Below are 24,725 nucleotides of genomic sequence, written 5' to 3'. Positions count from 1 at the left end.
AAAAGTAAAAGAGGAAATAAGAGTATGTCAGATATGATATTATTTGATCTGGACGGAACCCTGACCGATTCCGGTCCTGGAATTACAAGATGCGTACAGTATGCGCTGGCATCCTTTGGCATCGAAGAGCCGGATCTGGAAAAACTGAACTGTTACGTGGGGCCGCCGCTTCTGGAATCTTTCATGAATTTTGCAGGCCTTGGCTGCGAAGAAGCACAGCAGGCCATCACAAAATACCGGGAGCGGTACGAGGCAGAGGGCATTTTTGAAAATGAAGTATACGAGGGAATCCCGGAGGTTCTGGCGTATCTGAAAGAGAAGGGAAAAATTCTGGCGGTAGCATCGTCCAAACCGGAAAAATACGTGGAGCAGATCCTGGAGCATTTCGAAATCAGAAAGTATTTTACCGTAGTAACCGGTTCAGAAATGAACGAAACCAGAACCGATAAAGGAGAAGTCATCGCAGAGACGCTGCGCCGACTCGGAGCAGAAGACAGCCGTTCCGACGTGGTGATGGTTGGTGACAGAAGCTATGACGTAATCGGGGCAAGAGAAAACGGACTGCTCTGTGTCGGCGTATCGTATGGGTACGGCGGAAGAGAGGAACTCGAGGCAGCAGGTGCCGCAAAGGTATGTGATACACCGGAAGAACTGAAACTGCTGGCGGAGGATCCGAAAGAAGAGAAGAAAAGACGCGACCGCATCAAAAAAATGAAGCCGGAGCGTATCCCGTGGCTGACAAGAGGAGAAAGTGGAACAGGAATCTTTGCGCCGAAAGAGAAAAAAGCAGAGAATATAAAAGAAAAAAGGACAGCGAAAACAGAGCCAAAAACGGAGGAAATCGTAATTCCTATCCAGCGGAAGCTATGGCGTCTTTTAAAACCGCTTCTGACGTACGAACTGTTTCTGATCGGAGCAACCGTACTTCTGGCGCTGATCCTGATGACGTTTACGACCGGCGGTTATCTGGAAGAGCGTATGCACGCGACATCCGTTCTTGCATCAGCAATCGGCAGTCTGGCGGCGATCCCGGTTCTCTGGAAACAGTACAAAAAAGATGAAGGCATGTTCCCGAAACCGGAAAAACGGTGGAGTGCGGCAGAGGCAGCCGCCTGTATTCTGCTGGTTATGACCTTCGGCCATCTCCTGAATACTGTAATGAACGTGACCGGCTTTACCAGAATCTTTTCCGGCTATCAGGACATGGCATCAAAGATTTATGAAGGACAGAACCCGCTGCTTCTGATCCTGTCCGTCGGTGTGCTGAGCGCGGCCGCAGAGGAAATTGTTTTCCGCGGCATGATTTACCGCAGGGCAAAAGATTTCTGGGGAACCGGCTGGGGCATCGCAGCATCATGTCTGCTGTTCGGTGCATATCACGGCAATGTGACGCAGTTTGTCTATGCAGCCGTGGTAAGTGTGCTTCTGATCCTTATTTATGAGCGGTGCGGAACACTCCTTGCCCCGGTTCTTGCGCACATGGCAGAAAATATCTGGGGACTTTACCGGAGCCAGTTCGTATCCTGGATGACCCAAAAAGCGCCGGCAGGTGCATGGATGTTCATCTTTTTGGAAGCGGTAATCTGCGCCGGAACATTCTGGTATCTGTTTTTAAAGGATAAACAGGGAAAAACACAAAAATAACAGAAAAAAACCGCAGAATCCGCGAAAAAAATGCTTGTCATGAAAAAAACTCTGTGATACAATCTTACTGTTGCACAATAAGCACCCATGCGGTACCAAGGATGGTGCCTGTTTTTTGAAAAACAGGTTCCAAGGTGAAAAAACATGGGGAAGAATAAAACCATAAGGAGATAAAACAATGAGCGTAATTTCAATGAAACAGTTACTGGAAGCCGGTGTTCATTTCGGACATCAGACAAGAAGATGGAATCCTAAAATGGCTCCGTACATCTACACAGAGCGTAATGGTATCTACATCATCGACCTGCAGAAATCTGTAGGAATGGTAGATGACGCATACAAAGCTGTTGCAGACATCGCAGCAGACGGCGGCACAATCCTTTTCGTAGGAACCAAAAAACAGGCTCAGGACGCTATCGCTGTTGAGGCAGAGCGCTGCGGAATGTACTATGTAAACGAGAGATGGCTCGGCGGTATGCTGACCAACTTCAAAACCATCCAGAGCCGTATTGCAAGACTGAAAGCAATCGAGACCATGGAGCAGGATGGCACCTTCGAAGTTCTTCCGAAAAAAGAAGTCATTGAGTTAAAGAAAGAGCTTGCAAAACTGCAGAAAAACCTTGGCGGTATCAAAGAAATGAAGAGACTGCCGGACGCTATCTTCGTAGTAGATCCGAAAAAAGAGAGAATCTGCGTACAGGAAGCTCATACACTGGGAATTCCGCTGATCGGTATCTGCGATACCAACTGCGATCCGGAAGAGCTTGACTATGTAATTCCGGGTAATGACGACGCTATCCGTGCCGTAAAACTGATCGTTTCCAAAATGGCAGACGCAGTGATCGAGGCAAAACAGGGCGAGGCTGAGGAAGCTGCATACGAAGAAGCAGCAGAGACAGACGCTGAATAATTTACGCGAAGTAATGAACTGGGGGGAACTTGAAATTCAGGTTCCCTTCGGCGAATCTCACAATAGCAGACCGGCATGAAGATGCAGTCTGCTGAATCACGTATACGGAGGAATAAAACAATGGCTATTACAGCAGCAATGGTAAAAGAGTTAAGAGAAGTAAGCGGTGCTGGTATGATGGACTGCAAGAAAGCTCTTACAGCTACCGAAGGTGATATGGACAAAGCAATGGAGTTCCTGAGAGAAAAAGGACTTGCTACTGCTCAGAAAAAAGCTGGCAGAATCGCAGCTGAGGGTATCGTTATGCTGAACGTATCCGAGGATGGAAAGAAAGCTGTCGCTGTAGAAGTAAACGCTGAGACAGACTTCGTTGCAAAGAACGAGAAATTCCGTGGCTATGTAGCACAGGTTGCAGAGCAGGCTATGGATACAACTGCAGCAGACGTAGAAGGATTCCTGGCAGAGCCTTGGAAATTCGATACCAACGAGACCGTTGGCGAAGAGCTGGCTCATCAGATCGCTACCATCGGCGAGAACATGAACATCCGTCGTTTCCAGCAGGTAAAAGAGGAGAACGGTTTCGTTGCTTCTTATACTCATATGGGCGGTAAAATCGGTGTTCTGGTTGACGTTGAGACAGATGTTGTAAACGATGACCTCAAAGAGATGGCTAAAAACGTTGCAATGCAGATTGCAGCTCTTCGTCCGCAGTACACAAACCGCGACGAAGTAAGCGCTGATTACATCGCACATGAGAAAGAAATCCTCATGGCTCAGATTCAGAACGACCCGAAAGAGTCCCAGAAACCGGAAAAAGTTATCCAGGGAATGATCCAGGGCCGTATCAACAAAGAGCTCAAAGAGATCTGCCTGCTTGACCAGGTATACGTAAAAGCAGAAGACGGAAAACAGTCCGTAGCTCAGTACGTAGCACAGGTTGCTAAAGCAAACAACGCAACCGTAGCAGTAAAAGGCTTCGTTCGTTTCGAGACCGGTGAAGGAATCGAGAAGAAAGAAGAGAACTTTGCTGAGGAAGTTGCAAAACAGATGGGAAACTAATTTATCAATCGCAAGACTGGTAAAAAGCAAATTAAATAGCGTATTTAAGCGGTTTCTGCCTATTTTGACAAGTGTTATGAACTACTGTAAAATCTCACAAAATATCGTGCTATTTTGGGTACAGATTGGGTAGGGTATTGGGTAAAGAAATTTACCCAACCTCTTAACGAGGAATTTACTTGTTGTTTAAAAATAGAAAGGGAACGCTGTGAGTGTTGAGGGTGTATTGCATTTTGCAATATGCCCTCAAATTTTTTAAAAAAATAATGTTAAAGATTGGGGAATATGCTAGAATAAGAGAAATAAACAAATTAGAATTTGAGGTGGAGATATGTATGAAATACGAAAAATACATAGCAATGAAGTAATGGAAGCCCTTGCTTTAGCATTAGAAGTGTTTTTACAATTTGAAGCACCGGACTATAAACCGGAGGGAATTGAAACATTCAAGCGAGATATAGTTGAAAATGATGAATTTATTTCAAAATGTCAACAAGGTATCTGCCCTATATATGCGGCGTTTGACAAGGGTAAAATGATTGGAATTATCGGTATGTATTCAAACAGGAAGCATATCAACTTAGCATTCACAAAGAAAGAATATCATCGTCAAGGTGTAGCTACTTCAATTTTTCAGTATCTTTTAGCAGATATTTTGAAAGATGCTCCAAAGTTGCACGAGATTACTTTAAATTCGTCACCATACGGTAAGCCATTTTATCTTCATATCGGATTTAAGCCACAATCAGACGAGCAAGAAATAGACGGGATTAGGTTTACCCCTATGAAGTACACAATCTGATAAACTTCAGTTTGTAAAATTGAAAAATGTGAATTTGGAGGATAATAGGATGTTAGAATTTAGATATGATACTCAACTTTTGATTGAAGGCGAAAATCTTGATGAAGATAAAATAAATGAATATTTCACAAATAATTTTAAAGGAGATTGCTTATTGGCGGTTGGAGATGAAGAATTGATTAAAATTCATTTTCATACAAATGAGCCATGGAAAGTGTTAGAATATTGTTCTCAAATCGGAGAAATCTATGATATTGTTATTGAAGATATGGATAGACAGGCGAGAGGGTTAAAGGGGTAAATTCCATATTATTGCAGACAGTTTTTTTATTGACTGTCTGCTTTTTCTTTTTAATTATAATTGATAGTGGTACTATAAAATGGTTCATATCCATTGCGAAAAGACCATTTAGAGTGATACAGATTGATTGTAAGAATAGTAGGAGTTCCGTTGATTTGATTATGTTCTGCTTCGATTTCCGCTATTACTTCATCTGTATTCCAGTATTGATATACAATAACTTGTAGTTCGGTATCACGATTAGCCCCATTGCTGAATGACATACTGTTAAATACAAGATAATCGGGCAAGCTAATGTAATAGAGAATGCCTGCAAGCAAGACTAGAATAATAGTGGCAAATAACAATTTCTTTTTCATTTTGATATACCTCTGTTTCTGTATAGTTATAGGGATAAGTATATAGTACCTCACTATATAGTGAATTACTACATAAAGATTTATTGAATATACTTTTATGTAGAGGTGAGGCAATGAAGTATGGACATTTGGAACTTCACATAGAGGAACTGCTGAAAGAAAAAGGAATTAGTAAGAATACCATTTGTAAGGAATTGGATATACCGAGGTCTAATTTTAATCGTTATTGCAGAAATGAATTTCAGAGATTAGACGCACAACTAATCTGTAAACTGTGCAGTTACTTGGAGTGTGGAATAGAAGAACTGATAGAGTATGTGAAAGAATGAGAGCCTGTCGGATTGAAGAAAATTCGTGCAGGCTTTTGTTGTGTCAAGAAAAAGAGAAAATGTAGTGAGGTCAAGGAACAAGGCGTAGCCGATACGCCGTAGGGCAGTCCTTGACGGAACGGACACAGCCAACAGCACCATGATACAGCAGAGGACTTGAAAGGTCGGAAACCTTGCAAGTCCTCTTGTCTGTTACTGGGCGTTATGCTTTAAGTAAAGTGCTTCTTTCTCCAGTTCCTTTTCAAATGCTTTTATGTGACCGTCTTGTATTCCGTTGTCGATATGAAAGCAGTCGTCAGTCTGTGAGTAGGAGAGCATGGTAACTTTCGGTTCATAGGTTGCTGTATCAATTCCATAATAGTAAATCGTGGCGGTTGTTAATACCATGTGAATGCTTTCAAAATCTCTTGTAAAAATTGTATGCCTGTCGGAATAAAAGAAATCAGACGGGCATTCATAGAATTGGGAACTATCCTCTTTCAAAAATAGTGGCAGTATGTGCATTGCATTTCCAGCACGATTGACAAGGACATAAAAGCGTGGAATGAGGGCGGCATATTGTGTCATCATGGCGATATATATATCATCTAAATCATCAAGAAGATACTCAGAGCAGGAGTTGTTATAAAAGACATATTGCAGGGCGTTATCGTTTTGACTTGTATGTTCCATAGGCACATTTTGTCCGTAAAGCCAACGCAAATCTACATCTAAGGAGTCGGCGATCAGTTCCATTTTATCGGCTTTGGGGTTGTATTGTCCCGAAAGATAGGAACTAAACGCCCCTTTGCTGATACCTGTATCTTTGACTATATCTACTTGTTTTTTATTTTTTGCTTTCATGGCAAATTTAATCCGTTCTGCGATTGTATTCATCTGAAAACCCTCTCTTTCCATATCTCGTTATAACTTTTCATATCTTATCGTCTAAGGACACTATACCACAAGTTCAGAAAAAAGAAAATAAAAAGTTTATAAAAAACTAAACTTCCTATTGCAAAACAAATATGTCTGTGCTAATATACAATTAAGTTCAGAAATAACTGAACCACAAACGACGTCGTAATAAGAAATTGAAAATATGAGAAACTGACCTATCGGTTCAACGGGGAGAAAGGAACGTGTATGCAGATTACATTGACAAAAGAACAGGTAAAAGAAGCATTTGGAGAACTTCGTTTCATGGGTGCGGATAACTGTTACCGCTATGATAAAGACAGTAAGAAGAAAACAGAGGAAGTGGAAGCCTTAAAACTTCATCTTGGAAGCATGAAGCTTGGGAACAGCGTGGATATTCGCTTGGAAGCAACGGAACTTCCGAAGATTGAGCCTTATGCGGTGGTGGAACTGGAAGAACCAGTATATGCCCCTTATGTGCAGAGAGGAAACTTTCCTGTATTAGTGGAGAAGATTACCTGTAAGGGTATCCGCCCTGTTGCAAACAAAAATATGTAGGCGGTCAAAGTTCCTGTCCTCGTTCTGACGTACCAAACGGCAGGTTGAGGGCAGGGCAATGGCAACGCCATTGCAGATAGGAGGTATGGTAAATTTGGAAGAAAGAAGCGGAAGTTTTCTTCCAGAACTCCCCTACACTAACAGGGGAGTAATACGACAGAAAGAAGCATTAAGTGCCTTGATAGACTGGTGTCAGATAACGATTAAGGAAGTTCCGTTAGAAGCAGTTATAGAAGATGTACTGAGAATACCTTTGGAACTTATGACCGTAACGGGTTATGAAAAGGGGATTGCAGGACATGAGGTTGTGGCAATCTTCGATAATATCAAGGTGCTAAAGCCGACAGGAAATGCACAGTATCAAGGCTTTCAGATTTTAATGAGTGGGAAAGGCTGTCGCAACTATGAGAATTTTTTACAACTCAATGAGGAAACATGGTTTGATTTCTTGAACAGAGTTTGCCAGTATCATATCAATGTTCCTCGGATTGATTTGGCGATAGATGATAGAAAACCTTATTTGAGTATTCCTGATTTGATTGTACGGACAAAAGAGGGATTGCTTTCCACAAAACTAAGGGAGATAGATTTTCACGACTCGGGAGAACTGAAAGAAGAAGTGTTTCAGAGTAAAGGTGGTAGTCTTTATCTCGGCAGTTCAGCCAGCAATTTGAGATTGGTATTTTATGAAAAAGGATATGAACAGAATAAAAAATATGGAACAGAATTAGACGAAAATTGGAATAGATATGAGTTGAGATTTCGGCAGGAAATGGCAGTTAGCGTAGTACAGGAATTATTGAGATATAGAGATGTGGCAGGACTGGCAATGGAAGTATTGAACAGCAAAATACGATTTTTAGAAAAGCCGACAGACAGCATGACAACACGAAAAAGGCTTTACCCAACCTATCAAGCGTGGGCGGAACTGATGAAAGATATAGGTAAGGTTAAACTTACCATGCAACCACAGAAGAAAAGTTTACAAAAGGTGTGGGAATGGTTAGAAAAGTATGTTGCTCCGTCTTTGAAACTGTTTGCAGAGGTTGGAAAGATAGAGAAAAGGGATTATATCGGTAATCTTGTAGCAAATGGAGAAATGAATATCACACAGAAACAGTTGTATGATGATTACATAAAAGCAAGAAGATTAGAGGAAAGGGGATAATCGTATAGAAAAAGCATTATTAAATTTAAAGGAAGTAAGTGAGTATCTTGGACTTGGAGAAACAAAGACAAGAGAACTCTTGAAAAGTAGAAACTGTCCGTTTTCCATGAAGATTGGGTATCGGTGGTATGCGAACAGAAGATTATTAGACACATGGCTAGAGCAACAAGCAAAAAGTTATTGAAGTTCTGATTGAAAAGGAGGCGAACTTATAGTAGTATATGGTTAAAATCACAGAAGTTCCCTTTTTATTTATCAAAATATTTGATTGATAGAAAGGGTAGAGATTATGGGTAAAGATTTAAAAGGAAAAGAATTAGGAACAGGTTTACGTCAAAGAAAGGACGGTAGATACGAAGCAAGAGCAAAGATAAACGGAATAGACATTAACTTGTATGATGTTGATTTGAAGAAATTAAAAATATTGTTTGAAAAGGCAAAAGAAGAAGCAAGAAATAATATTGATATGAAACGTCAGAAAATAACGCTGAATGAATGGTTTGAGGAATGGTTTGCAAATTATAAAATTCCTAATATCAAGGAAACAAGCGTGTTTCCTATGCGTAGCAAATATTATAATACATTTGGAAAAGCAATAGGGAATATGAAAGTGACAGATATACGGAACTTGGATATTCAACGTGTCATTAACGATATGAATAAGCAGGGGAGAGCGTCTTCCAGTATGCGAGATGCTTTAGGCAGAGTTCGGGAGTGTTTGGAGTCTGCAAAGAATAATCGTATTATAGACATCAATCCATGTTTTGAAATCAATGTACCTTGGGAAAATAAAACAGCAGAAAGACGTTTCTTATCAATGGCAGAGCAAACAAGGTTTTTGCAGGAAGTAGAGCATAACTGGTATAAAGAGATGTTTTACATTATGTTTCTGACGGGTATGCGAATTGGGGAAGTCGGTGGTCTGAAATGGGAAGATATAGACTGGAATAAGAAATGTATTAACATTCAAAGGTCTTTATCTTGTCAATATGAAAATGGAGTAAAGACTATGCGACTAACAAAGCCTAAAACACATAATTCATACAGAAGTATTCCGTTTATGGCAGAAACAGAAGAAATTCTGTTATCTCAAAAAGAAAAACAGAACAGGCAGAAAAAAGCCTATGGAAATCGTTGGCGTTCAAGTGGAGAATTTGATAACTTGGTGTTTACCACTTCTTTAGGAAGTCCAGTTATTCGGAATGTAGCAGAAAAAGAAATTAAGAAAGTAGTAAAAGCAATCAATTTTCAAGAAGCAATAGAAGCGGTAAAGGAAAACAGAGAGCCGATAGAATTTAAAGACCTTTATCCTCATGCAATCCGACATACATTTTGTAGCAGGTGCTTTGAAAAAGGAATGGACGCTAAAGTAGTGCAAATGCTAATGGGACATCAGCATTACAGTACAACGATTGACATATATACTCATGTGACAGAAACAAAATTTGAAGAAGAAATAGCAAAGTTTGGTAGCGTGAGTGAAAAACAGAAAGTTCAGAAAAATAAAAACTCTACCCAGTGTGCATAAAAGAGTACCCAACATAGCAAAATAAGAGAAATTTGCTTTCAACGGGAATGAAAAGTTTCTACCCAAAGGGAAATTGGGTAAAATGGAAGAGCAGAATTGAGGAAAGCGTAGAAAGCCTTATAAAATGGGCATTTGAGAAAACAGTAAATAAAAGTTGGCAAAACAGATGAACGCATAATTCAACTGTGAATTTGTAAAAATAACGCAAAAATATAAAACCCTCATAAATGTGCAGAAAATACACGATTTATGAGGGTTTTTTACTGTCACAGGCAGTATCCATCGGAAATGCAGTAAGTGCCCTGAAGGATACCGTCCCCGGAGATTTCCCGGCAATGAATCTTTCGGAGATTTGTGAATTAATCCAGGAACATAAATCGAATGGTCCGGTAATGGAGATGAAACGTTAAACATAAGAAAAGAGGAACAAATTTGAAAAAACAAGACAAAAGAAACTGGCCGAAAGCAGTGATTCAGATCCTTTCTTTCCTGCTGATCCCGGGCTTGTTTGAGGCGCAGTTTTCTGCGGTTGGGACGATTATTTCCGCAGTTTATCAGGGGACGGTTTCGTGGGAACGGATCAGGTATTCGGTATGGATGGTGCTGGCGACGGTTCCGGCGGTGATTATTGTGGGACGGTTTTTCTGCGGATATTTCTGCAGCTTCGGGGCTGTGCAGGATTTTCTGTGGTTTGCAGGAAATAAGCTGAAAAAGCGGTTTCGAAAAGCAGGTGCGAAAAACCTGCATTCAAATTCAAAGAAGAGTGGAAGAAATGTTCCAACAGGCTGGATCAAATATGGTGTGCTCCTGTTCTGGGCAGTCTTCGTATGGAGCGGTATGATAAAATGGAACATCGCAGGGCCGTGGCAGGTGTTTGGACAGTACAGTTCCATCGGACACTGGCCGGGTGTGAAGCCGATGTTTTCGATTGGCGGTGCGCTGATTCTGGTGATTTTCGTCGGATCCGTCTTAATCCAGCGCTTTTTCTGCCGGTATCTCTGTCCCATGGGAGCCATCTACAGCCTGATTTCCAGATGTACGCTGTTAAAAATTGTAAAACCGCGGAGCAAATGCGGAAGCTGCCGTCTCTGTACTGCAAAATGTACCATGGGAATTGATCTGACAGAAAAAGAGCAGACGGCAGGCGGCGAGTGTATTGGATGCGGGGTATGTATAAACGGATGTCTGAAGAACAATGCACACTGGAAGTACCGATACAGCGTGTGGATCGGTGTCGGGGTGACCTGCCTTACGATTGCAGCGTCACAGTTCCTGATCCGGAGCGAGAGCGGTTCCGTTGGTAAGACAGCAGGTGATGCGGCCATTGATACGGCAGAACAGAATCTGGACAGCAGATTCCAGGACGGCACTTATTCCGGAAGTGGAGAAGGCTACCGCGGAACCGTGACCGTTTCCGTAAAAGTGGAACAGGGAACGATAACCGGACTGACGATAGAGAACGCCGAGGATGATCAGACATATCTGGACAGAGCAAAGTCAGGAATCTTTTCGGAAATCATGAAAAAACAGAGTGCCGAGGAGATAGATACCGTTTCCGGCGCCACCTACAGCAGTAAAGGGTTGATTGAGGCCACTCAAAATGCGTTAAAAGAAGCCGCCGGAGATGAGAATACTGTACAGGAAAATACAGCATCTGAATCGACGGATACAACGGAAGAAAAACAGGCATTCCTGGACGCCGGCCGTTTCCACGACCTGAAAGACGGCATCTGCACGGGTACCGCCGATGCCTTCCGCGGGGATGTCGAAGTGCAGGTAACGGTAGAAAACCAGAAAGTGACCGACATCTCCATCCTTTCCTACTGCGACACCGAGGAATACTTTTTCCGTGCAGCGCCTTACGTGATAGGGCAGATGAAAGAAGAACAGAGCCTTAACATCGACGCCTTGAGCGGTGCCACCTACAGCAGCAACGGTATCATTCACGCCACCGCCAATGCACTCGAAATCCCGGAAGACGAATATGCACCGCGTCCTGGCCGGGATCTGGCACATAAGCAGAAAGAGCACGGTCATATTGTAAAACATACGATCGAGAGCCAGGAGCAGTATGAAGAAAAAGTAAAAGAATACGAAGACGCACAGAATTAAAAAACAAAAATAATCTCAAAATAAGCACTGTAAATACATTCATCTGTATTTGCAGTGCTTTTCTGCTGTAACAGAACCCCGCCCGACTGCATCAAAAATATAAAAAATTTAACAATCATTTGATATAGACCTTATAGGAACAGGATAGCAGTTAAAATACAAATGTGCTACGATCGTGATTGTAGTAAAAAATATTCTGAAAGAAATGGCAGGAACAGTAAAAATACAGCGGTTAGGCTGGAGTCTGGAATGGATGCAGCGCATATCTGAAAAAGGAAACGAAAACCTGGGACAGCTGGGATATACGGATCATTCGCAGAAACACTGTATGCAGGTTGCCCATCATGCAGAGTACGGTACACTTCTTGCAAATGAACTTTTAAAAGAAACGGATATGACGTTGGAAGACAGAGTAACCATCGTTCCTCGGTTCTGCAGTTATTGCAGCTGTAAAACTGGCAGGCGGAACGATCAACGTGGCGGTTGCATGCCTGGCGATTTTATTTGCACTGGGATTTGTTTTCCTGAAAATTGCAGATCGGCAGCCGATGGCGGGGGAGAGATAAAACAGAACATAGCATAAAAAATCTCAAAGCAGGAGAGAAATCCGCTTTGAGATTTTTTGCGTTTCACTCCGGGGTTCCGCAATGAGAGGTTTTGTGGTACAATAAGCAGTGAGTCGGGCCGCAGGGGATGAGGGGGCCTGAAAAATATGAATCATACAGACAGGATGAAACAAAATGGAAAAAACCAAAAAACTGGCGGTAGGCATTTTAGCGCATGTCGATGCGGGAAAGACGACGCTGGCAGAGGGAATTTTATATAAAACAGGCCAGATCCGGAAAGCCGGAAGAGTGGATCACAAGGACGCCTTTCTGGACACGGAGGAACTGGAAAAAGCAAGGGGTATCACGATCTTTTCCAAACAGGCCGTGCTGAAGCTGAACGAGACGGAGGTCACACTCCTTGACACGCCGGGCCATGTGGATTTCTCGGCGGAGATGGAGCGCACTTTACAGGTCATGGACTATGCGGTTCTTCTGATCAGCGGTGCGAACGGCGTGCAGGGTCATGTGGAAACCCTGTGGCGGCTGCTCGCGCGGTATGAGATCCCGGTCTTTCTCTTTATCAACAAGATGGATCAGCCGGGCACGGATGCGGAAAAACTGCTGGAAGAACTGCAGAGCCGTCTCTCAGAGCACTGCCTGAATTTCTCGCAGGATCTCCAGAACGCAGAATTGCTGGAAGAACTCGCCATGTGTGATGAGGACGTGCTGGAGCAGTATCTGGAAACGGGAAGCGTGGAAGAAGACCAGATCCGCACGATGATCGCAGAGCGGAAGGTTTTTCCGTGCTGCTTTGGCTCTGCACTCAAGATGGAGGGCGTGACGGAATTTCTGAAAATTCTGGACCGGTTTACAAAAACGCCGGAGTACGGCGGGGATTTTGGTGCGCGCGTTTTTAAGATTTCAAGGGACACGGCAGGAAACCGTCTGACGCATCTGAAAATCACGGGCGGCGTGCTGAAGGTGAAGCAGATGCTCGGCGAAGAAAAGGCAGACCAGATCCGTATTTATTCCGGTGCGGGCTATACGATGGTACAGGAAGCACCGGCGGGGACGATCTGTGCCGTAACGGGACTGAACAGCACTTTCTCCGGTCAGGGCATCGGCAACGAAACCGAGGCGGAAAAACCGGTGCTGGAGCCGGTGCTGACGTACCGCATCGAGCTTCCGCCGGACTGCGATGTCCATCAGATGCTTGGAAAACTGCGCCAGTTAGAAGAAGAAATCCCGGAGCTCCACATTGTCTGGAATGAGCGCCTCGCGGAAATCCATGCGCAGGTCATGGGTGAGGTGCAGATCGAGATCTTAAAGAGTCTGATCCACGAGCGTTTCGGCGAATGGGTGGAATTCGGAGCCGGAAATATTGTATACAAAGAGACGATCCGCAGTACCGTGGAGGGTGTCGGCCATTTCGAGCCGCTGCGCCATTATGCGGAAGTTCATTTGCTGCTGGAGCCGGCAGAACCGGGCAGCGGACTGCAGATTGGAACCGTCTGCAGCGAGGACACCCTGGACCGCAACTGGCAGCGTCTGATCCTCACACATCTGCTGGAGCGGAAGCATCCCGGCGTGCTGACCGGGTCGGAGATTACCGATATGAAAATCACGCTGGTCAAGGGCCGTGCGCACATTAAGCACACCGAGGGCGGCGACTTCCGCCAGGCGACGTATCGTGCGGTGCGGCAGGGGCTGAAAAAAGCAGAATCCGTTCTGCTGGAGCCGGTCTATGCGTTCCGTCTGGAAATTCCGTCGGAATCGACGGGACGGGCGCTGAACGATATCCAGCGGATGTACGGCAGCTTTGAACCGCCGGAAATGGAAGGCGATATGACAGTGATCACCGGAACCGCACCGGTTGTGACGATGCAGGATTATCAGAAAGAAGTGACTGCTTACAGCCGGGGACGCGGAAGAGTGTTCTGTACCTTAAAAGGATATGAGCCGTGTCACAACGCGGAGGAAGTGATTGCCTCCATCGGCTACGATTCCGAGGCGGATGTGGAAAATCCGACGGGTTCTGTGTTCTGTGCCCACGGGGCAGGCTTTGTCGTTCCATGGAATGAAGTGGAAGACCATATGCATCTGGAATACACGCTGGAAAATCCGGAAGAAGAAAGCGATTCAGCCGAATCTGCGGCAGACCGGAGCGGCGGAGCATCCTCTGTGCAGAAAGCAAAAAAAGCATCTGACCGCGTGCCGATGGCAGCTTCCCTGCAGGAGGCAGAGGAGCTGGAAGAAATCTTTACGAGGACATACGGCAAAGTGGAGCGGAAGCGCGCCGGTTTCGAGCGGCGGACACGTCCGGTCACCTCGTCATCCGGCATCGGGGATCCCAAATATGCAAAATCAAACCGCCCGAAGGAGCCGCAGGAGGAATATCTGCTGGTGGACGGCTATAACGTTATTTTTGCATGGGATGATTTAAATGAGCTGGCGAAGTATAATATTGAGAGCGCCAGAGGAAAACTGATGGACATCCTGTCAAATTATCAGGGATATAAAAAAATGACGCTGATTCTTGTCTTTGATGCCTACAAAGTAAAAGGCAACCAGGGTGAGGTCGGCATGTACCATAATATTCATGTCGTTTATACGAAAGAGGCGGAGACGGCTGACCAGTACATCGAGAAAACGGTTCACAGGATCGGCCACAACGGCAACGTAACGGTGGCTTCCTCGGACGGTCTCGAGCAGATCATCATTATGGGAGCGGGCGCGCATCGTCTCTCCGCACGGGATCTGCGCACAGAGATTGAACATACAAACGGCCAGATCCGGGAAAACTATCTGGAGAAAGAACAGAAAACGAAGTCGTACCTGCTGGAGAACGCCTCCGGAGAACTGGGAGACTTTTTAAAAGAGCTGGAAGAAGAGCGAAAAAAAGAGAGTAAAAAGAGCAAAGGAAAGGCTTAAGATGAATTACGCAATCATACTATCGGGGGGAATCGGAACGAGAATGCAGATGGGGGATTTTCCGAAGCAGTATCTGGAAGTGGAAAAGAAACCGATTCTGCTGTATACGCTGGAGCAGTTTCAGAAAAGCAGTGCCGTTGAGAAAATCGTCATCGTGGCGGCAGATGCCTGGAGAGAGAAGATCCGCGGATGGATGGAAGAAGACGGGATTACGAAATTTCTCGCCTTTGCGGATGCCGGGGATACGCGGCAGGAATCCATTCATAATGGCCTTACCGTCTGCATGGAGGATTCCGTATCGGAGAACGACGGTGTGATCATCCACGACGGCGTGCGGCCTCTGGTGAGCGGACAGCTGATTGGCGACTGCCTTGCGGCGCTTGCCGATCATGAGGGCTGTATGCCGGTGCTGCCGATGAAGGACACGATCTATCAGAGCAGCGACGGAACGAAAATTGACCATCTGCTGGAGCGCAGCACGCTGTTTGCCGGTCAGGCGCCGGAAGCCTTCCGGCTGCATCCGTACGCGAAGATCAACCGGGAAGCATCGAAAGAGGAGCTGTCCCTCACAAGGGGAACGAGTGAAATTGCCTACCGCCATGGAATGGATGTGGCGATGATCCCAGGGGATGAGCGGAACTTTAAGATTACAACAAGGAGCGACCTGGAGCGTTTCTGTACGATTGTGGAAGGAGAAACGAAATGAGAGCATACGAGCTGCATGGAGTCAATGATTTAAGAAGGGAAGACATCGAAAAACCGGAAATCCCATCCGGCTGGGTTCTGGTGCAGGTAAAGGCATCAGGAATCTGCAGCTCCGATATTCCGCGGATTTTCACAAACGGAACATACCATTTTCCAACGATTCCGGGTCACGAGTTTTCAGGCGTGGTTGCCGCATACGGCGAGGGTGTGCCGGAAGAGCGAGTTGGAAAACGGGTCGGCATTTTCCCGCTGATCCCATGCCGCACCTGCCCGCAGTGCCGGCAGAAAAAATATGAGATGTGCGAACACTACGATTACCTCGGCTCGCGCCGGGACGGCGGCTTTGCGGAATACGTGGCCGTGCCGGACTGGAACCTGATGGAGCTGCCGGAAAACGTCAGCTTCCGCGAGGCAGCAATGCTGGAGCCGCTCTCTGTGGCGCTTCATGCGGTGAAACGAAGCGGTGTGAAGCCGGGCGATACCGCAGCAGTGATCGGAACGGGCATGATCGGTTTTGCAGCGGCAGCGTGGGCGAAAGCGCTCGGCGCCGAAACCGTTTTTGTGATTGGACGGGGCGAAGCAAAACGTGCGATCGCAGAACAGATCCCGGGCATCTCATATGTGACGGAAGAGGAGAGTAAAGCGATTCAGGCGGATGTTGTAGTAGAAGCGGTCGGAACGCCGCAGGCCGTTTCCGGTGCAGTTCTTCTTGCAAGACCGGGCGGAAGCATCGTGCTGATGGGAAATCCATCGGGCGATCTTGCGATGGAAAAGAACGTGTACTGGCGCATCCTGCGCAAACAGCTGAACCTGATGGGAACGTGGAATTCTTCTTATGAAAAAGATGAAGCCTGCGACTGGACGGAGGCACTCGATGCGCTTTCGAAGAAGAAAATCCCGGCACAGGCGCTGATCACGCACTGTTTCCCGTCCGAAAAGCTGATGGACGGACTGGAACTGATGAAAAATCATAAAGAGCCATACTGCAAAGTAATGGTTTCATGGGAGTAGAAAAATATGAGAAAAAGTCAGATATCGGCATCCATGATGTGCTCAAACCTTGTGGATCTGCAGGCGACGATCGATGTATTTGAAAAAGAAAAAGTCGAATATCTCCATATTGATGTGATGGACGGCGAGTTCGTTCCGAACTTCGGCCTTGGCGTCGACTACATCCGCGGACTGCGGGAACTGACGAGTATTCCGCTCGATCTTCATCTGATGATTAAAGACCCGGAGTACAAGCTGCCGTGGATCGGCATTTACAAAGAGGACATCGTGACGATTCATTATGAGAGCACTTTCCAGGTGCAGCGCGCGCTCGATTACCTCGTGCCGTACGGCTGCAAGCGGTTCCTCGCGATCAACCCGGCGACACCGATCGGGCAGATCGAGGAAGTGCTTGATTATATCGACGGCGTCAATCTTCTGATGGTGAATCCGGGCTTTGCCGGACAGAAAATTGTGCCGAGTACGCTGCGCAAGGCGGAAAAGCTGCAGAAATTTCTGCAGGAGATGCACCGGGAGGACATCATTTTAGAAGTGGACGGAAACATTACGAAGGAGCACGGCGCGACGCTGCGTTCCTTTGGAGCCAGCATTTTTGTGGCGGGAACTTCGAGCATTTTCTGCACCAATGTATCGCACTTCGGAGAAAAAATCCGGGAATTCCGGAAAGCAGTGGAATAAGAAAAAGAACTGCCTTCCCGGGATGCACGGTTTGAAAAACAGACGAATACTGTAAAGTGAGAAATGACGGAGCGTGTCATATGGTAGAATTGCTTCTGCTTGCTGCGGCGCTCTCAGCCGATAACTTTGCAGTAAGCATCGGATATGGAAGCAGCAATACGAGAATTTCACCCGGCATGACGGCGCTGCTGAATCTGTTTTGCAGTGCTGCCCTGGTTGCTTCCGCGCAGTTTGGAAAAAGATTTCTGCAGTCCGCAGGACCGGAATGGGGAACCAGAGTGGGTGCGGGCTGCTTTTTTCTTATGGGAACGCTGAAAATTTTCGAAGAACTGAGAAAACGCAGAAGAAAAAAGCAGGGAAAACCAGAAGCAAGACTGGAACATCTGGAAAAACAGCTCCACCCACTGGAATTTGGCCTGCTGGCGGTTTCGATGTCGGTGGATGGAATTGTCTCCGGCGTCTTTGCCGCGGATCTTCCGGTGACAGGAGGACAGATCTTTTTTGCCTCCTTCGCGGTCGGAATGGCGGCGATGTATGCCGGAACTGCCATCGGAAAAAAGACGGGGCAGAAAAACGGCGGAAACGGAGCACTGTTCGGAGGAATTCTGTTCTATTTACTGGCGTTTTTAAAGCTCACATAGAATTACATGTAAGAAAGAAAAACCAGCAGATCCCGGCGTAAAATTGACAAGCCCGTGCAGATATGCTATAAAAGTAGGAGGTTTGCTGCTGGAAAATTTAAAAAACAGATGCAGCAGACAAAGTAAGAGAGGAAAATACATGATTTCAGTAGTAATCCCTTCGTACAACGGTGCAGAAACACTGTTTCAGGCAATCGACTCAGTCCTTTGCCAGACAACAAAAACCCCGCTGGAAATCCTGGTGATCGACGACCATTCCACGGACGATACGATGGAAAAGATGGGGCGTTACGGAGAAAATGACCGGGTACGGTATATCCGGAATGAGACAAACAAAGGAGCATCCGCATCCAGAAACCGCGGTGTACAGCTCGCAAAGGGCGATTACATTGCCTTTCTGGACGCGGATGATTACTGGGATCCCGAAAAACTGGAAAAGCAGGAAAAAGCCCTTGCAAAGACCGGTGATGTGCTCTGCTGTACGGGTCGGGAGCTGATTTACGATCAGGAACCGGAAAAGCAGAAGATTTTTTCTGTCCCGGAGCGGATCACCTACAAAATGCTACTGCGCGGCAACGTGATCGGCTGCTCGTCGGTACTGGCCAAAAGAAGCGTTCTGCTGGAATTCCCGATGGAAAAGGACGAGTGCCACGAGGATTATCTGGACTGGCTGCGGATCCTGAAAAAATACGGGACAGCCTGCGGTGTGGATGAGCCTTTGCTGAAATACCGGCTGTCCAGCACAGGAAAATCGGGGAATAAACTGCATTCTGCAGGAATGACTTACCGTGTTTACCGCGAGCTGGGAATGGGAACGTTCCGCTCCCTGTACTGTTTTGCGTGCTATGCCGTAAACGGTGTGCGGAAGTATTACGGTAAGGGCAAAAAGAGAGGAAGAGATTGATGAACTATAAAAACAGGGAACAGTACAAACATCTGATGCGTGTCCTGGCGGTCGCGGCGATTGTGCTTCTGGAATGCGCTGTTTTTTCTGTGTTCTGGGACAGATACTATGCGAGCCACCTGTGGCTGGAGCCGTTCTGGGATAAGGGAAATCAGATTATCGTCGTGATCTACGGCATTTTTCTTCTGGTTTTCATGTACATTTACGGCGGCATGAAGATCGGCTACATGAAGGGAAGCAGCATCATCTATTCCCAGATGATGACGGCATTCTGTGCCAATGCGCTGATGTATCTGCAGATTATCCTGCTGTGGCGCCACCTGCCGTACATTCTGCCGATGGTCGGCATGACACTCGTGGACTTTGCGCTGGCAGGCATTGTATCCTGGCTTTTTGAGAAGACGTTTGCGCGTCTCTTTCCGCCAAGAGAGGTGCTTCTGATTTACGGTGAATACCCGATGGAAAGCCTGGAGCTGAAGATGAACCAGCGGCCGGACAAGTATATTGTAGCACATAAGGTGAGCGTGGAAGTGGGAGAGAAAGAGCTCTGCCGCCAGATTGACGCATACGGTCAGGAGGGCGTGATCCTGGGCGATCTTCATTCGGAGCTGCGCAACCGTCTGCTGAAATATTGCTATGCGAAAGAAATCCGTGTCTATCTGACGCCGAAGCTGTCGGATATTATGGTACGGAAAGCGGAAGCGCTCCATATTTTCGATACACCGCTTCTGCTCGCGCGAAACAGTGGTCTTTCGTTTGATCAGAGATTCTGCAAGCGCCTGCTGGATCTGCTCGTATCGACGATTCTTCTTGTGATCACGTCGCCGATTATGCTGATCGCAGCGCTCTGCATCAAGCTGTATGACCATGGCCCAGTGTTCTTTAAACAGAAACGTCTCACGATCGGCGGAAAAAAATTCTATGTCTACAAATTCCGAAGCATGATCGTGGATGCCGAAAAAGACGGCGTAGCCCGTCTGGCAACGAAGAACGACAGCCGCATTACGCCGGTCGGAAAGGTGATCCGCGCGACGAGAATTGATGAGCTGCCGCAGCTTCTGAACATTTTCAAGGGCGATATGAGCGTCGTCGGACCGCGCCCGGAGCGGCCGGAGATTGCAAAGGAATATGAGGAATCGATTCCGGAGTTTGCTTACCGTCTGAAAGTAAAGGCAGGCCTTACCGGCTACGCCCAGATTTACGGAAAGTACAACACGACCGCATACGACAAGTTGAAGCTGGATCTGATGTACATAGAGAGCTATTCGATTTTAGAGGATCTGAAGCTGATTCTTGCAACCTTTAAGATTGTCTTCACAAAGGAGAGCACAGAAGGGCTCGAGGAAGGACAGACGATCAGCCTGAACGCGAAGGAAGAGGAGAAAAAAGATGTTTAATACCGAGGACGAAATTCTGCGCCGGCTGCAGGAAAAAAATCTGGAAATGGCCGTTATGTTTTACCACTGGTGCCAGAGAAATCATCTGACCTGTTATCTCTGCGGCGGCGGCTGTATCGGTGCAATCCGCCACGGCGGCTTTATTCCGTGGGACGATGATCTCGACTTTTTCATGCCGCGGAAAGATTACGAGAAGTTCCTGAAAATCTGGGATACGCAGGAGGAGAGTAAAATCTACAAGCTCGAGTACCCGAAAGAGGGCTTCTGCAATGCGCACACGTTTGCGAACATCCGCGACAGCCGCACCACGCAGGTGAAAAAGGAGCAGGTCGATATGGATCTCTGCCACGGCGTTGCGCTTGATATTCTCCCGATCGAGGGCTATGCACCGGGAAACCTTGCGCGGAAATGGCAGGTGATCGAGGGAAAGATTTTCCAGCTCTTCTGCACGCAGGTTATTCCGACCAAAGAACGCCACGGCGCGTTTATGCATTACCTGGGAACGATTCTGCTGGCGCTGGCTCCGACGCAGAAGATGCGGTACCGGATCTGGAAGCAGGCAGAGAACTATATTACAAAATTTGATATCGACAGCCCACGGGTGGACGGCATCACCGAGATGTGCGCACCGCAGGCGATTCTCCGGAAATATCCGAAAAAGATTTTTGCATCGGCGATTGAGGTTCCGTTCGAGAATGAGTGCCTGCCGATTCCGGTCGGATATGACACATATCTGCGCATGGCGTTCGGCAATTATATGAAACTGCCGCCGAAAGAACAGCAGAAAGGGCACCACGATGCGGCGTTTCTGGATCTCGATCATCCGTATGAGCAGTATAAGGGGATACACTACTGCTGTAAGAAATAAAGAAAGAGGATAAAACAATGCCGGAAATTTCAATCATTACCCCGGTGTATCAGGCAGAAAAATTTTTAAAAAAATGTGTGGATTCCATTCTCTCCCAGTCTTTTACGGACTGGGAGCTGCTTCTTGTAGATGATGGAAGCACCGACAAGAGCAGTGAAATCTGCCGGACATACGCAGAACAGGATGCGCGGATCCGTTATCACCAAAAAGAGAACGGCGGCGTCAGTTCGGCGCGGAATGCGGGCGTTGCGCTTGCAGAGGGGCGTTATATCACGTTTGTGGACAGCGACGATTTCGCAGCGGAGGATCTTCTGGAAACACTGTATCGTCTGGCGGAAAAATATGATGCCGAAATGAGTATCTGCCGCGGATACGATCTCTATGAAGGAAGGCCGGTGCCGGATCTGAAACAGGAGGGAATCGAATCTGTGACCGACAGCGAGGAGGGACTGCGCCAGGTGATGAAGGCGCGCGTGTTCGGCGTGATGCCGTGGGGCAAGCTGTATCGGAGAGAGATTTTCGAGGGCGTTGTCTATCCGGAGAAAACAATCGCCGAGGATGCATACGTCATCGTTCCGTTAATGGAGCACTGCCGGAAGGTGGCCTTTTCCACAGCACAGAAATACTATTATGTGCACCGGCGCGAAAGCCTCACGACAAGCGGTTTTCGCTGGTCAGATCTGGGTTCGGTGGAAGTATGGGATCATAATCAGAATGTCGTGGAAGAACGCCACCCGGCGCTGAAAAAAGAAGCAGGTGTGCGCTGCTGCTGGGCGCGGTTTTTCGTGCTGGACAAGCTGATGCTGTTGGAAACCATGGACGCGGAGAAAAAGGCGCTTGCGAAGAGGCTGGCAAAAGAGCTTAAAAAGCATCCGCTTCTGGTACTGGAAGGCGATCACTTCACGAATGGGCGGAAAATCGCCTATCTGACCCTGTTTCTGGGAACCGGAATTTACCGGCAGTGCGTTCGTGCACTGTTCAGGAAAAGAAATTTATAAAAAATGCGGCAGAAACGAATGAGATTTTCGTTTCTGCCGCATTTTTATATGGATTTTTCTAGCTTTCTTTTTCGGAAAGCAGAACACCGTTTTTATCAAACACATACGTTGTTCCGTCAATTTTTTTCGTCCCGGTGACGCATCCGCCCCAGCTCTGGAAATAATATGTTTTTCCATCAATTTCTGCCCAGCCGGTCTGCATGGAAGCATCATCGTTGAAGTAATACCAGTTGTTTTTATAATAGAACCACTGCGATTTTCTCGCACCGCCCCAGCTGTAGGTAAAGTACCAGACACCGTCCCGGATCACCCATTGGTTTGCCGGCATGACGCCGTTTTCATCAACAAAATAAAGATTGTTATCATACGTAAAGGCTTCATCCGTTTTCCGTGTACAGTCCTCATTAATATAATAGTATTTATTCTGAAGCAGCAGCCAGCCTTCGTGTGCGGCACCGCCCCAGCTTCTGAGATAATAATAGTTTCCATCCCATTTCAGCCACTGGTTCTGATACATTTTTCCGCTCTTATTTACAAAGTAGAGATTGTTGTCATACAGGAAACTTTCGTTCTGCTTCAGGGAACCGTCCGCATTCATAAAATACCAGGCGCCATCGATCTGATACCAGCCATTGGTTACGCAGGAATATTTCTGTACATAATACCAGGCACCGTCATGGTACAGCCAGGTGCTGCCGGAAATACCGCCCCAGGAAAGAAATTTGACGCGGTAACCGTTTAAGGTAAGTGTCGTATTGCGTGCGGCACCTCCCCATGTGTAAAAATAGTACATCGTTTTGGTCTCCGGATCAGCGTGCCATCCGGACGAATACATAATACCGGTATCCTTGGCGAGATAGTACCAGTTGTTGCTGATAAACTGCCATCCGGTCTGCATCTCACCGCTGCCGGAAAAATAATAGTAATCTCCATCAAGCAGAAGCCAGCCTGTTGCCATAACGCCGTCCGCGCCGAGGTAATACGTTTTGTGGTCGAGGGTGAGCCAGCCGGTATACGGTGTTTCATCATCGTTGTAGTAATACCATTTTCCATCCCGTTTTACCCAGCCGATGACGTGGCGTTCGTTTGTGATCACGCCGTTTTCATCGGAGGTATATTCGATGCCCGTTTCTGTGTCGCGCCAGGAAGTGGAGCATACGAGAAGATGGCTGCTGTCTGCATAATATTTCTGTCCGCCGCGGGTGAAAAATCCGCTGTACGGGATGCCGTCATGATAAGCAACGAGCTTGGAAGAACGGCCGCGGTAAATTTCATAGGTATCATCCACGTTGGAAGTGACCGCGGAACCGGAAAAGTCAGCAATGACTGCCGGAAGATCGCCGGAATATTCTGTCGTGGAAAATACGCGCAGCCCCAGAGAGGTCAGGGTCTCGACGGTATCGTTATCCATAATACGGAAGTCACCGGTCTGGATAAAATATTCCGGGTTGACGGCAGCAAGATAGTCTGCATCGACAGCATTCGGATATCCGTGATGATTGGAAGTCATCAGATCAATGCTGTACAGCCCGTAGTTCGAAACAATCCGGCTGGCATCGCCCTCGACGTCGTCGATATCGCTCGTCAGAAAAGCGCGGTGGTCGTTTGCGGAGGCAATTACACCAAGACAGAACTGGTTGGCGTCCTCTTTTGGACTTGTGAGATAATCTTCCTCGTAGTTGACAATCTGGATCTGGAAATTTCCAAAAGCAAAATCAGGAGATCCTTCTTCTGCGGAGGCGGCACCGGGATTCAGATGCTGGATCAGGGTCACGCCTTCAGTCTCTTCTGCAGCAGTAAGAAGCTGGTCGTAGACATAAAGATTGTCCCAGAGACGCGCAGTATTATAGATATAACTGTCATCATACGGGAGCAGATAAACCCGGTCGGGGGAATACAGCCGCACGATGGTATCGCCGGTTCCAATATGGTCGCTGTGCGGATGTGTTGCAACATAAAACTGCAGATTATCGGAGGTGACACCGAGGGAGTCCAGGTAGGAGAGTACCTCATCGTCGTAGCCGGTCGACGTTGTGATGCCGCTGCGCAGCGGATAACGCGGATCAGATCCGTCAGGGTAATCCCAGTCCTCGCCGGAGTCTACCATGCCGAAAATTTTCTGGCCATTATCGTCTACACTTTCCAGAACGATGGCATTGGAGCCGCTGCCGAGTGTCAGAATGTGAATTTTTGCTGTAGTATCAGCCGCATGTGTGTTTTCCGGGGTGAGAAAAAGAAAAGCAGCGGCAAGGGATGCAGCGCCGATGGAAAACACGGATCTGCGGGTATGCCGGGAAAAAGGCATATCAATGGCTCCTTTCGTAACATATATCATTAAAACAAAAAGTAAAACAGCCGGGTGGAAAATAAGCGCTCA

25 protein-coding genes are annotated in these 24,725 nt (G+C 46.8%); 21 read left to right on the top strand and 4 right to left on the bottom strand.

The features are described 5' to 3' along the window. Positions 1 to 24 precede the first annotated feature (24 nt). From PGS38_RS17515 to tsf, 3 genes are all read left to right on the top strand, one after another. Positions 25 to 1,644 carry an HAD hydrolase-like protein gene (locus PGS38_RS17515; RefSeq protein ID WP_117801725.1) on the top strand — a complete coding sequence of 540 codons (1,620 nt, stop codon included), beginning with the start codon at positions 25 to 27 and terminating at the stop codon, positions 1,642 to 1,644. Between the two features lie 178 nt (positions 1,645 to 1,822). Further along, positions 1,823 to 2,554 (top strand): 30S ribosomal protein S2, encoded by a 732-nt coding sequence (gene rpsB / locus PGS38_RS10765; RefSeq protein WP_022461152.1) that lies wholly within the window; start codon positions 1,823 to 1,825, stop codon positions 2,552 to 2,554. 120 nt (positions 2,555 to 2,674) lie between these two features. Further along, positions 2,675 to 3,613, top strand: coding sequence for a translation elongation factor Ts (gene tsf, locus PGS38_RS10760; protein WP_118640224.1), 939 nt, complete (start codon positions 2,675 to 2,677; stop codon positions 3,611 to 3,613). 74 nt (positions 3,614 to 3,687) lie between these two features. On the opposite strand, the gene PGS38_RS17815 is transcribed toward tsf, so the two are convergent. Beyond that, positions 3,688 to 3,852, bottom strand: a complete 165-nt coding sequence (locus PGS38_RS17815; protein WP_154253351.1) for a group II intron maturase-specific domain-containing protein — start codon at positions 3,850 to 3,852, stop codon at positions 3,688 to 3,690. Between the two features lie 92 nt (positions 3,853 to 3,944). Here PGS38_RS17815 and PGS38_RS10755 point away from each other — a divergent pair, with 92 nt between their 5' ends. Both PGS38_RS10755 and PGS38_RS10750 read left to right on the top strand, forming a co-directional pair. Next, entirely contained in the window at positions 3,945 to 4,415 is a 471-nt protein-coding gene (locus PGS38_RS10755; RefSeq protein ID WP_015554185.1) for a GNAT family N-acetyltransferase, read from the top strand. A gap of 49 nt (positions 4,416 to 4,464) precedes the next feature. After that, on the top strand, positions 4,465 to 4,716 hold the full coding sequence (locus PGS38_RS10750) for a hypothetical protein (protein ID WP_005335687.1): 252 nt from the start codon (positions 4,465 to 4,467) through the stop codon (positions 4,714 to 4,716). A 50-nt stretch (positions 4,717 to 4,766) separates the two neighbouring features. Here PGS38_RS10750 and PGS38_RS10745 read toward each other — a convergent pair whose 3' ends face one another. After that, the gene (locus PGS38_RS10745; RefSeq protein ID WP_006426016.1) at positions 4,767 to 5,075 is read right to left on the bottom strand and encodes a hypothetical protein; all 309 of its coding nucleotides are present in this window, start codon (positions 5,073 to 5,075) and stop codon (positions 4,767 to 4,769) included. Positions 5,076 to 5,188: 113 nt separating this feature from the next. Between PGS38_RS10745 and PGS38_RS10740 the strand changes: the two genes are divergently transcribed. Next, positions 5,189 to 5,404, top strand: coding sequence for a helix-turn-helix domain-containing protein (locus PGS38_RS10740; protein ID WP_005335690.1), 216 nt, complete (start codon positions 5,189 to 5,191; stop codon positions 5,402 to 5,404). Between the two features lie 192 nt (positions 5,405 to 5,596). On the opposite strand, the gene PGS38_RS10735 is transcribed toward PGS38_RS10740, so the two are convergent. Beyond that, positions 5,597 to 6,280, bottom strand: coding sequence for a helix-turn-helix domain-containing protein (locus tag PGS38_RS10735; RefSeq protein WP_015554186.1), 684 nt, complete (start codon positions 6,278 to 6,280; stop codon positions 5,597 to 5,599). Between the two features lie 249 nt (positions 6,281 to 6,529). On the opposite strand from PGS38_RS10735, the gene PGS38_RS10730 reads away from it, so the two are divergent. From PGS38_RS10730 to PGS38_RS10660, 15 genes are all read left to right on the top strand, one after another. After that, entirely contained in the window at positions 6,530 to 6,859 is a 330-nt protein-coding gene (locus PGS38_RS10730) for a hypothetical protein (RefSeq protein ID WP_005335695.1), read from the top strand. A gap of 58 nt (positions 6,860 to 6,917) precedes the next feature. Continuing rightward, positions 6,918 to 8,027, top strand: coding sequence for a replication initiation factor domain-containing protein (locus tag PGS38_RS10725; RefSeq protein WP_006857463.1), 1,110 nt, complete (start codon positions 6,918 to 6,920; stop codon positions 8,025 to 8,027). A gap of 4 nt (positions 8,028 to 8,031) precedes the next feature. Continuing rightward, the gene (locus PGS38_RS17685; RefSeq protein WP_080543107.1) at positions 8,032 to 8,211 is read left to right on the top strand and encodes a helix-turn-helix domain-containing protein; all 180 of its coding nucleotides are present in this window, start codon (positions 8,032 to 8,034) and stop codon (positions 8,209 to 8,211) included. A 105-nt stretch (positions 8,212 to 8,316) separates the two neighbouring features. Beyond that, complete coding sequence (locus PGS38_RS10715; RefSeq protein WP_005330087.1) at positions 8,317 to 9,555, top strand: tyrosine-type recombinase/integrase; 1,239 nt, start codon at positions 8,317 to 8,319, stop codon at positions 9,553 to 9,555. A gap of 432 nt (positions 9,556 to 9,987) precedes the next feature. Continuing rightward, complete coding sequence (locus PGS38_RS10710) at positions 9,988 to 11,667, top strand: FMN-binding protein (RefSeq protein ID WP_022461155.1); 1,680 nt, start codon at positions 9,988 to 9,990, stop codon at positions 11,665 to 11,667. Between the two features lie 205 nt (positions 11,668 to 11,872). Further along, the gene (locus PGS38_RS10705) at positions 11,873 to 12,250 is read left to right on the top strand and encodes a hypothetical protein (RefSeq protein ID WP_243865926.1); all 378 of its coding nucleotides are present in this window, start codon (positions 11,873 to 11,875) and stop codon (positions 12,248 to 12,250) included. A 157-nt stretch (positions 12,251 to 12,407) separates the two neighbouring features. After that, positions 12,408 to 15,146, top strand: a complete 2,739-nt coding sequence (locus PGS38_RS10700; protein ID WP_118640225.1) for a translation factor GTPase family protein — start codon at positions 12,408 to 12,410, stop codon at positions 15,144 to 15,146. Position 15,147: 1 nt separating this feature from the next. Next, positions 15,148 to 15,852, top strand: coding sequence for an IspD/TarI family cytidylyltransferase (locus PGS38_RS10695; RefSeq protein WP_118640226.1), 705 nt, complete (start codon positions 15,148 to 15,150; stop codon positions 15,850 to 15,852). After that, positions 15,849 to 16,862, top strand: coding sequence for a galactitol-1-phosphate 5-dehydrogenase (locus PGS38_RS10690; protein ID WP_118595170.1), 1,014 nt, complete (start codon positions 15,849 to 15,851; stop codon positions 16,860 to 16,862). The genes PGS38_RS10695 and PGS38_RS10690 overlap by 4 nt, the downstream gene beginning before the upstream one ends. A gap of 6 nt (positions 16,863 to 16,868) precedes the next feature. Continuing rightward, positions 16,869 to 17,540 (top strand): ribulose-phosphate 3-epimerase, encoded by a 672-nt coding sequence (locus PGS38_RS10685; protein WP_118595171.1) that lies wholly within the window; start codon positions 16,869 to 16,871, stop codon positions 17,538 to 17,540. Between the two features lie 80 nt (positions 17,541 to 17,620). Then, positions 17,621 to 18,181, top strand: coding sequence for a manganese efflux pump (locus PGS38_RS10680; RefSeq protein ID WP_055219426.1), 561 nt, complete (start codon positions 17,621 to 17,623; stop codon positions 18,179 to 18,181). Between the two features lie 139 nt (positions 18,182 to 18,320). Further along, on the top strand, positions 18,321 to 19,085 hold the full coding sequence (locus PGS38_RS10675; RefSeq protein WP_117804423.1) for a glycosyltransferase family 2 protein: 765 nt from the start codon (positions 18,321 to 18,323) through the stop codon (positions 19,083 to 19,085). Next, entirely contained in the window at positions 19,085 to 20,482 is a 1,398-nt protein-coding gene (locus tag PGS38_RS10670) for a sugar transferase (protein ID WP_118595172.1), read from the top strand. The genes PGS38_RS10675 and PGS38_RS10670 overlap by 1 nt, the downstream gene beginning before the upstream one ends. After that, complete coding sequence (locus PGS38_RS10665; protein WP_118595173.1) at positions 20,475 to 21,350, top strand: LicD family protein; 876 nt, start codon at positions 20,475 to 20,477, stop codon at positions 21,348 to 21,350. The genes PGS38_RS10670 and PGS38_RS10665 overlap by 8 nt, the downstream gene beginning before the upstream one ends. 17 nt (positions 21,351 to 21,367) lie before the next feature. Further along, positions 21,368 to 22,348 carry a glycosyltransferase family 2 protein gene (locus PGS38_RS10660; protein WP_055219419.1) on the top strand — a complete coding sequence of 327 codons (981 nt, stop codon included), beginning with the start codon at positions 21,368 to 21,370 and terminating at the stop codon, positions 22,346 to 22,348. 58 nt (positions 22,349 to 22,406) lie between these two features. On the opposite strand, the gene PGS38_RS10655 is transcribed toward PGS38_RS10660, so the two are convergent. Continuing rightward, complete coding sequence (locus PGS38_RS10655; protein ID WP_158581769.1) at positions 22,407 to 24,653, bottom strand: hypothetical protein; 2,247 nt, start codon at positions 24,651 to 24,653, stop codon at positions 22,407 to 22,409. Positions 24,654 to 24,725 lie beyond the last annotated feature (72 nt).

The organism is Fusicatenibacter saccharivorans (assembly GCF_027667425.1).
Classification (GTDB): domain Bacteria; phylum Bacillota; class Clostridia; order Lachnospirales; family Lachnospiraceae; genus Fusicatenibacter; species Fusicatenibacter saccharivorans.
Note: the sequence above shows the minus strand (reverse complement) of the source record. Positions and strands in the feature narration are given on the sequence as shown.

Coding starts and splice junctions, on each gene's coding strand:
- PGS38_RS17515 (WP_117801725.1), top strand. CDS start 25: ATGTCAGATATGATATTATTTGATCTGGACGGAACCCTGACCGATTCC.
- rpsB (WP_022461152.1), top strand. CDS start 1,823: ATGAGCGTAATTTCAATGAAACAGTTACTGGAAGCCGGTGTTCATTTC.
- tsf (WP_118640224.1), top strand. CDS start 2,675: ATGGCTATTACAGCAGCAATGGTAAAAGAGTTAAGAGAAGTAAGCGGT.
- PGS38_RS10755 (WP_015554185.1), top strand. CDS start 3,945: ATGTATGAAATACGAAAAATACATAGCAATGAAGTAATGGAAGCCCTT.
- PGS38_RS10750 (WP_005335687.1), top strand. CDS start 4,465: ATGTTAGAATTTAGATATGATACTCAACTTTTGATTGAAGGCGAAAAT.
- PGS38_RS10745 (WP_006426016.1), bottom strand. CDS start 5,075: ATGAAAAAGAAATTGTTATTTGCCACTATTATTCTAGTCTTGCTTGCA.
- PGS38_RS10740 (WP_005335690.1), top strand. CDS start 5,189: ATGAAGTATGGACATTTGGAACTTCACATAGAGGAACTGCTGAAAGAA.
- PGS38_RS10735 (WP_015554186.1), bottom strand. CDS start 6,280: ATGAATACAATCGCAGAACGGATTAAATTTGCCATGAAAGCAAAAAAT.
- PGS38_RS10730 (WP_005335695.1), top strand. CDS start 6,530: ATGCAGATTACATTGACAAAAGAACAGGTAAAAGAAGCATTTGGAGAA.
- PGS38_RS10725 (WP_006857463.1), top strand. CDS start 6,918: ATGGCAACGCCATTGCAGATAGGAGGTATGGTAAATTTGGAAGAAAGA.
- PGS38_RS10715 (WP_005330087.1), top strand. CDS start 8,317: ATGGGTAAAGATTTAAAAGGAAAAGAATTAGGAACAGGTTTACGTCAA.
- PGS38_RS10705 (WP_243865926.1), top strand. CDS start 11,873: ATGGCAGGAACAGTAAAAATACAGCGGTTAGGCTGGAGTCTGGAATGG.
- PGS38_RS10700 (WP_118640225.1), top strand. CDS start 12,408: ATGGAAAAAACCAAAAAACTGGCGGTAGGCATTTTAGCGCATGTCGAT.
- PGS38_RS10695 (WP_118640226.1), top strand. CDS start 15,148: ATGAATTACGCAATCATACTATCGGGGGGAATCGGAACGAGAATGCAG.
- PGS38_RS10690 (WP_118595170.1), top strand. CDS start 15,849: ATGAGAGCATACGAGCTGCATGGAGTCAATGATTTAAGAAGGGAAGAC.
- PGS38_RS10685 (WP_118595171.1), top strand. CDS start 16,869: ATGAGAAAAAGTCAGATATCGGCATCCATGATGTGCTCAAACCTTGTG.
- PGS38_RS10680 (WP_055219426.1), top strand. CDS start 17,621: ATGGTAGAATTGCTTCTGCTTGCTGCGGCGCTCTCAGCCGATAACTTT.
- PGS38_RS10675 (WP_117804423.1), top strand. CDS start 18,321: ATGATTTCAGTAGTAATCCCTTCGTACAACGGTGCAGAAACACTGTTT.
- PGS38_RS10670 (WP_118595172.1), top strand. CDS start 19,085: ATGAACTATAAAAACAGGGAACAGTACAAACATCTGATGCGTGTCCTG.
- PGS38_RS10665 (WP_118595173.1), top strand. CDS start 20,475: ATGTTTAATACCGAGGACGAAATTCTGCGCCGGCTGCAGGAAAAAAAT.
- PGS38_RS10660 (WP_055219419.1), top strand. CDS start 21,368: ATGCCGGAAATTTCAATCATTACCCCGGTGTATCAGGCAGAAAAATTT.
- PGS38_RS10655 (WP_158581769.1), bottom strand. CDS start 24,653: ATGCCTTTTTCCCGGCATACCCGCAGATCCGTGTTTTCCATCGGCGCT.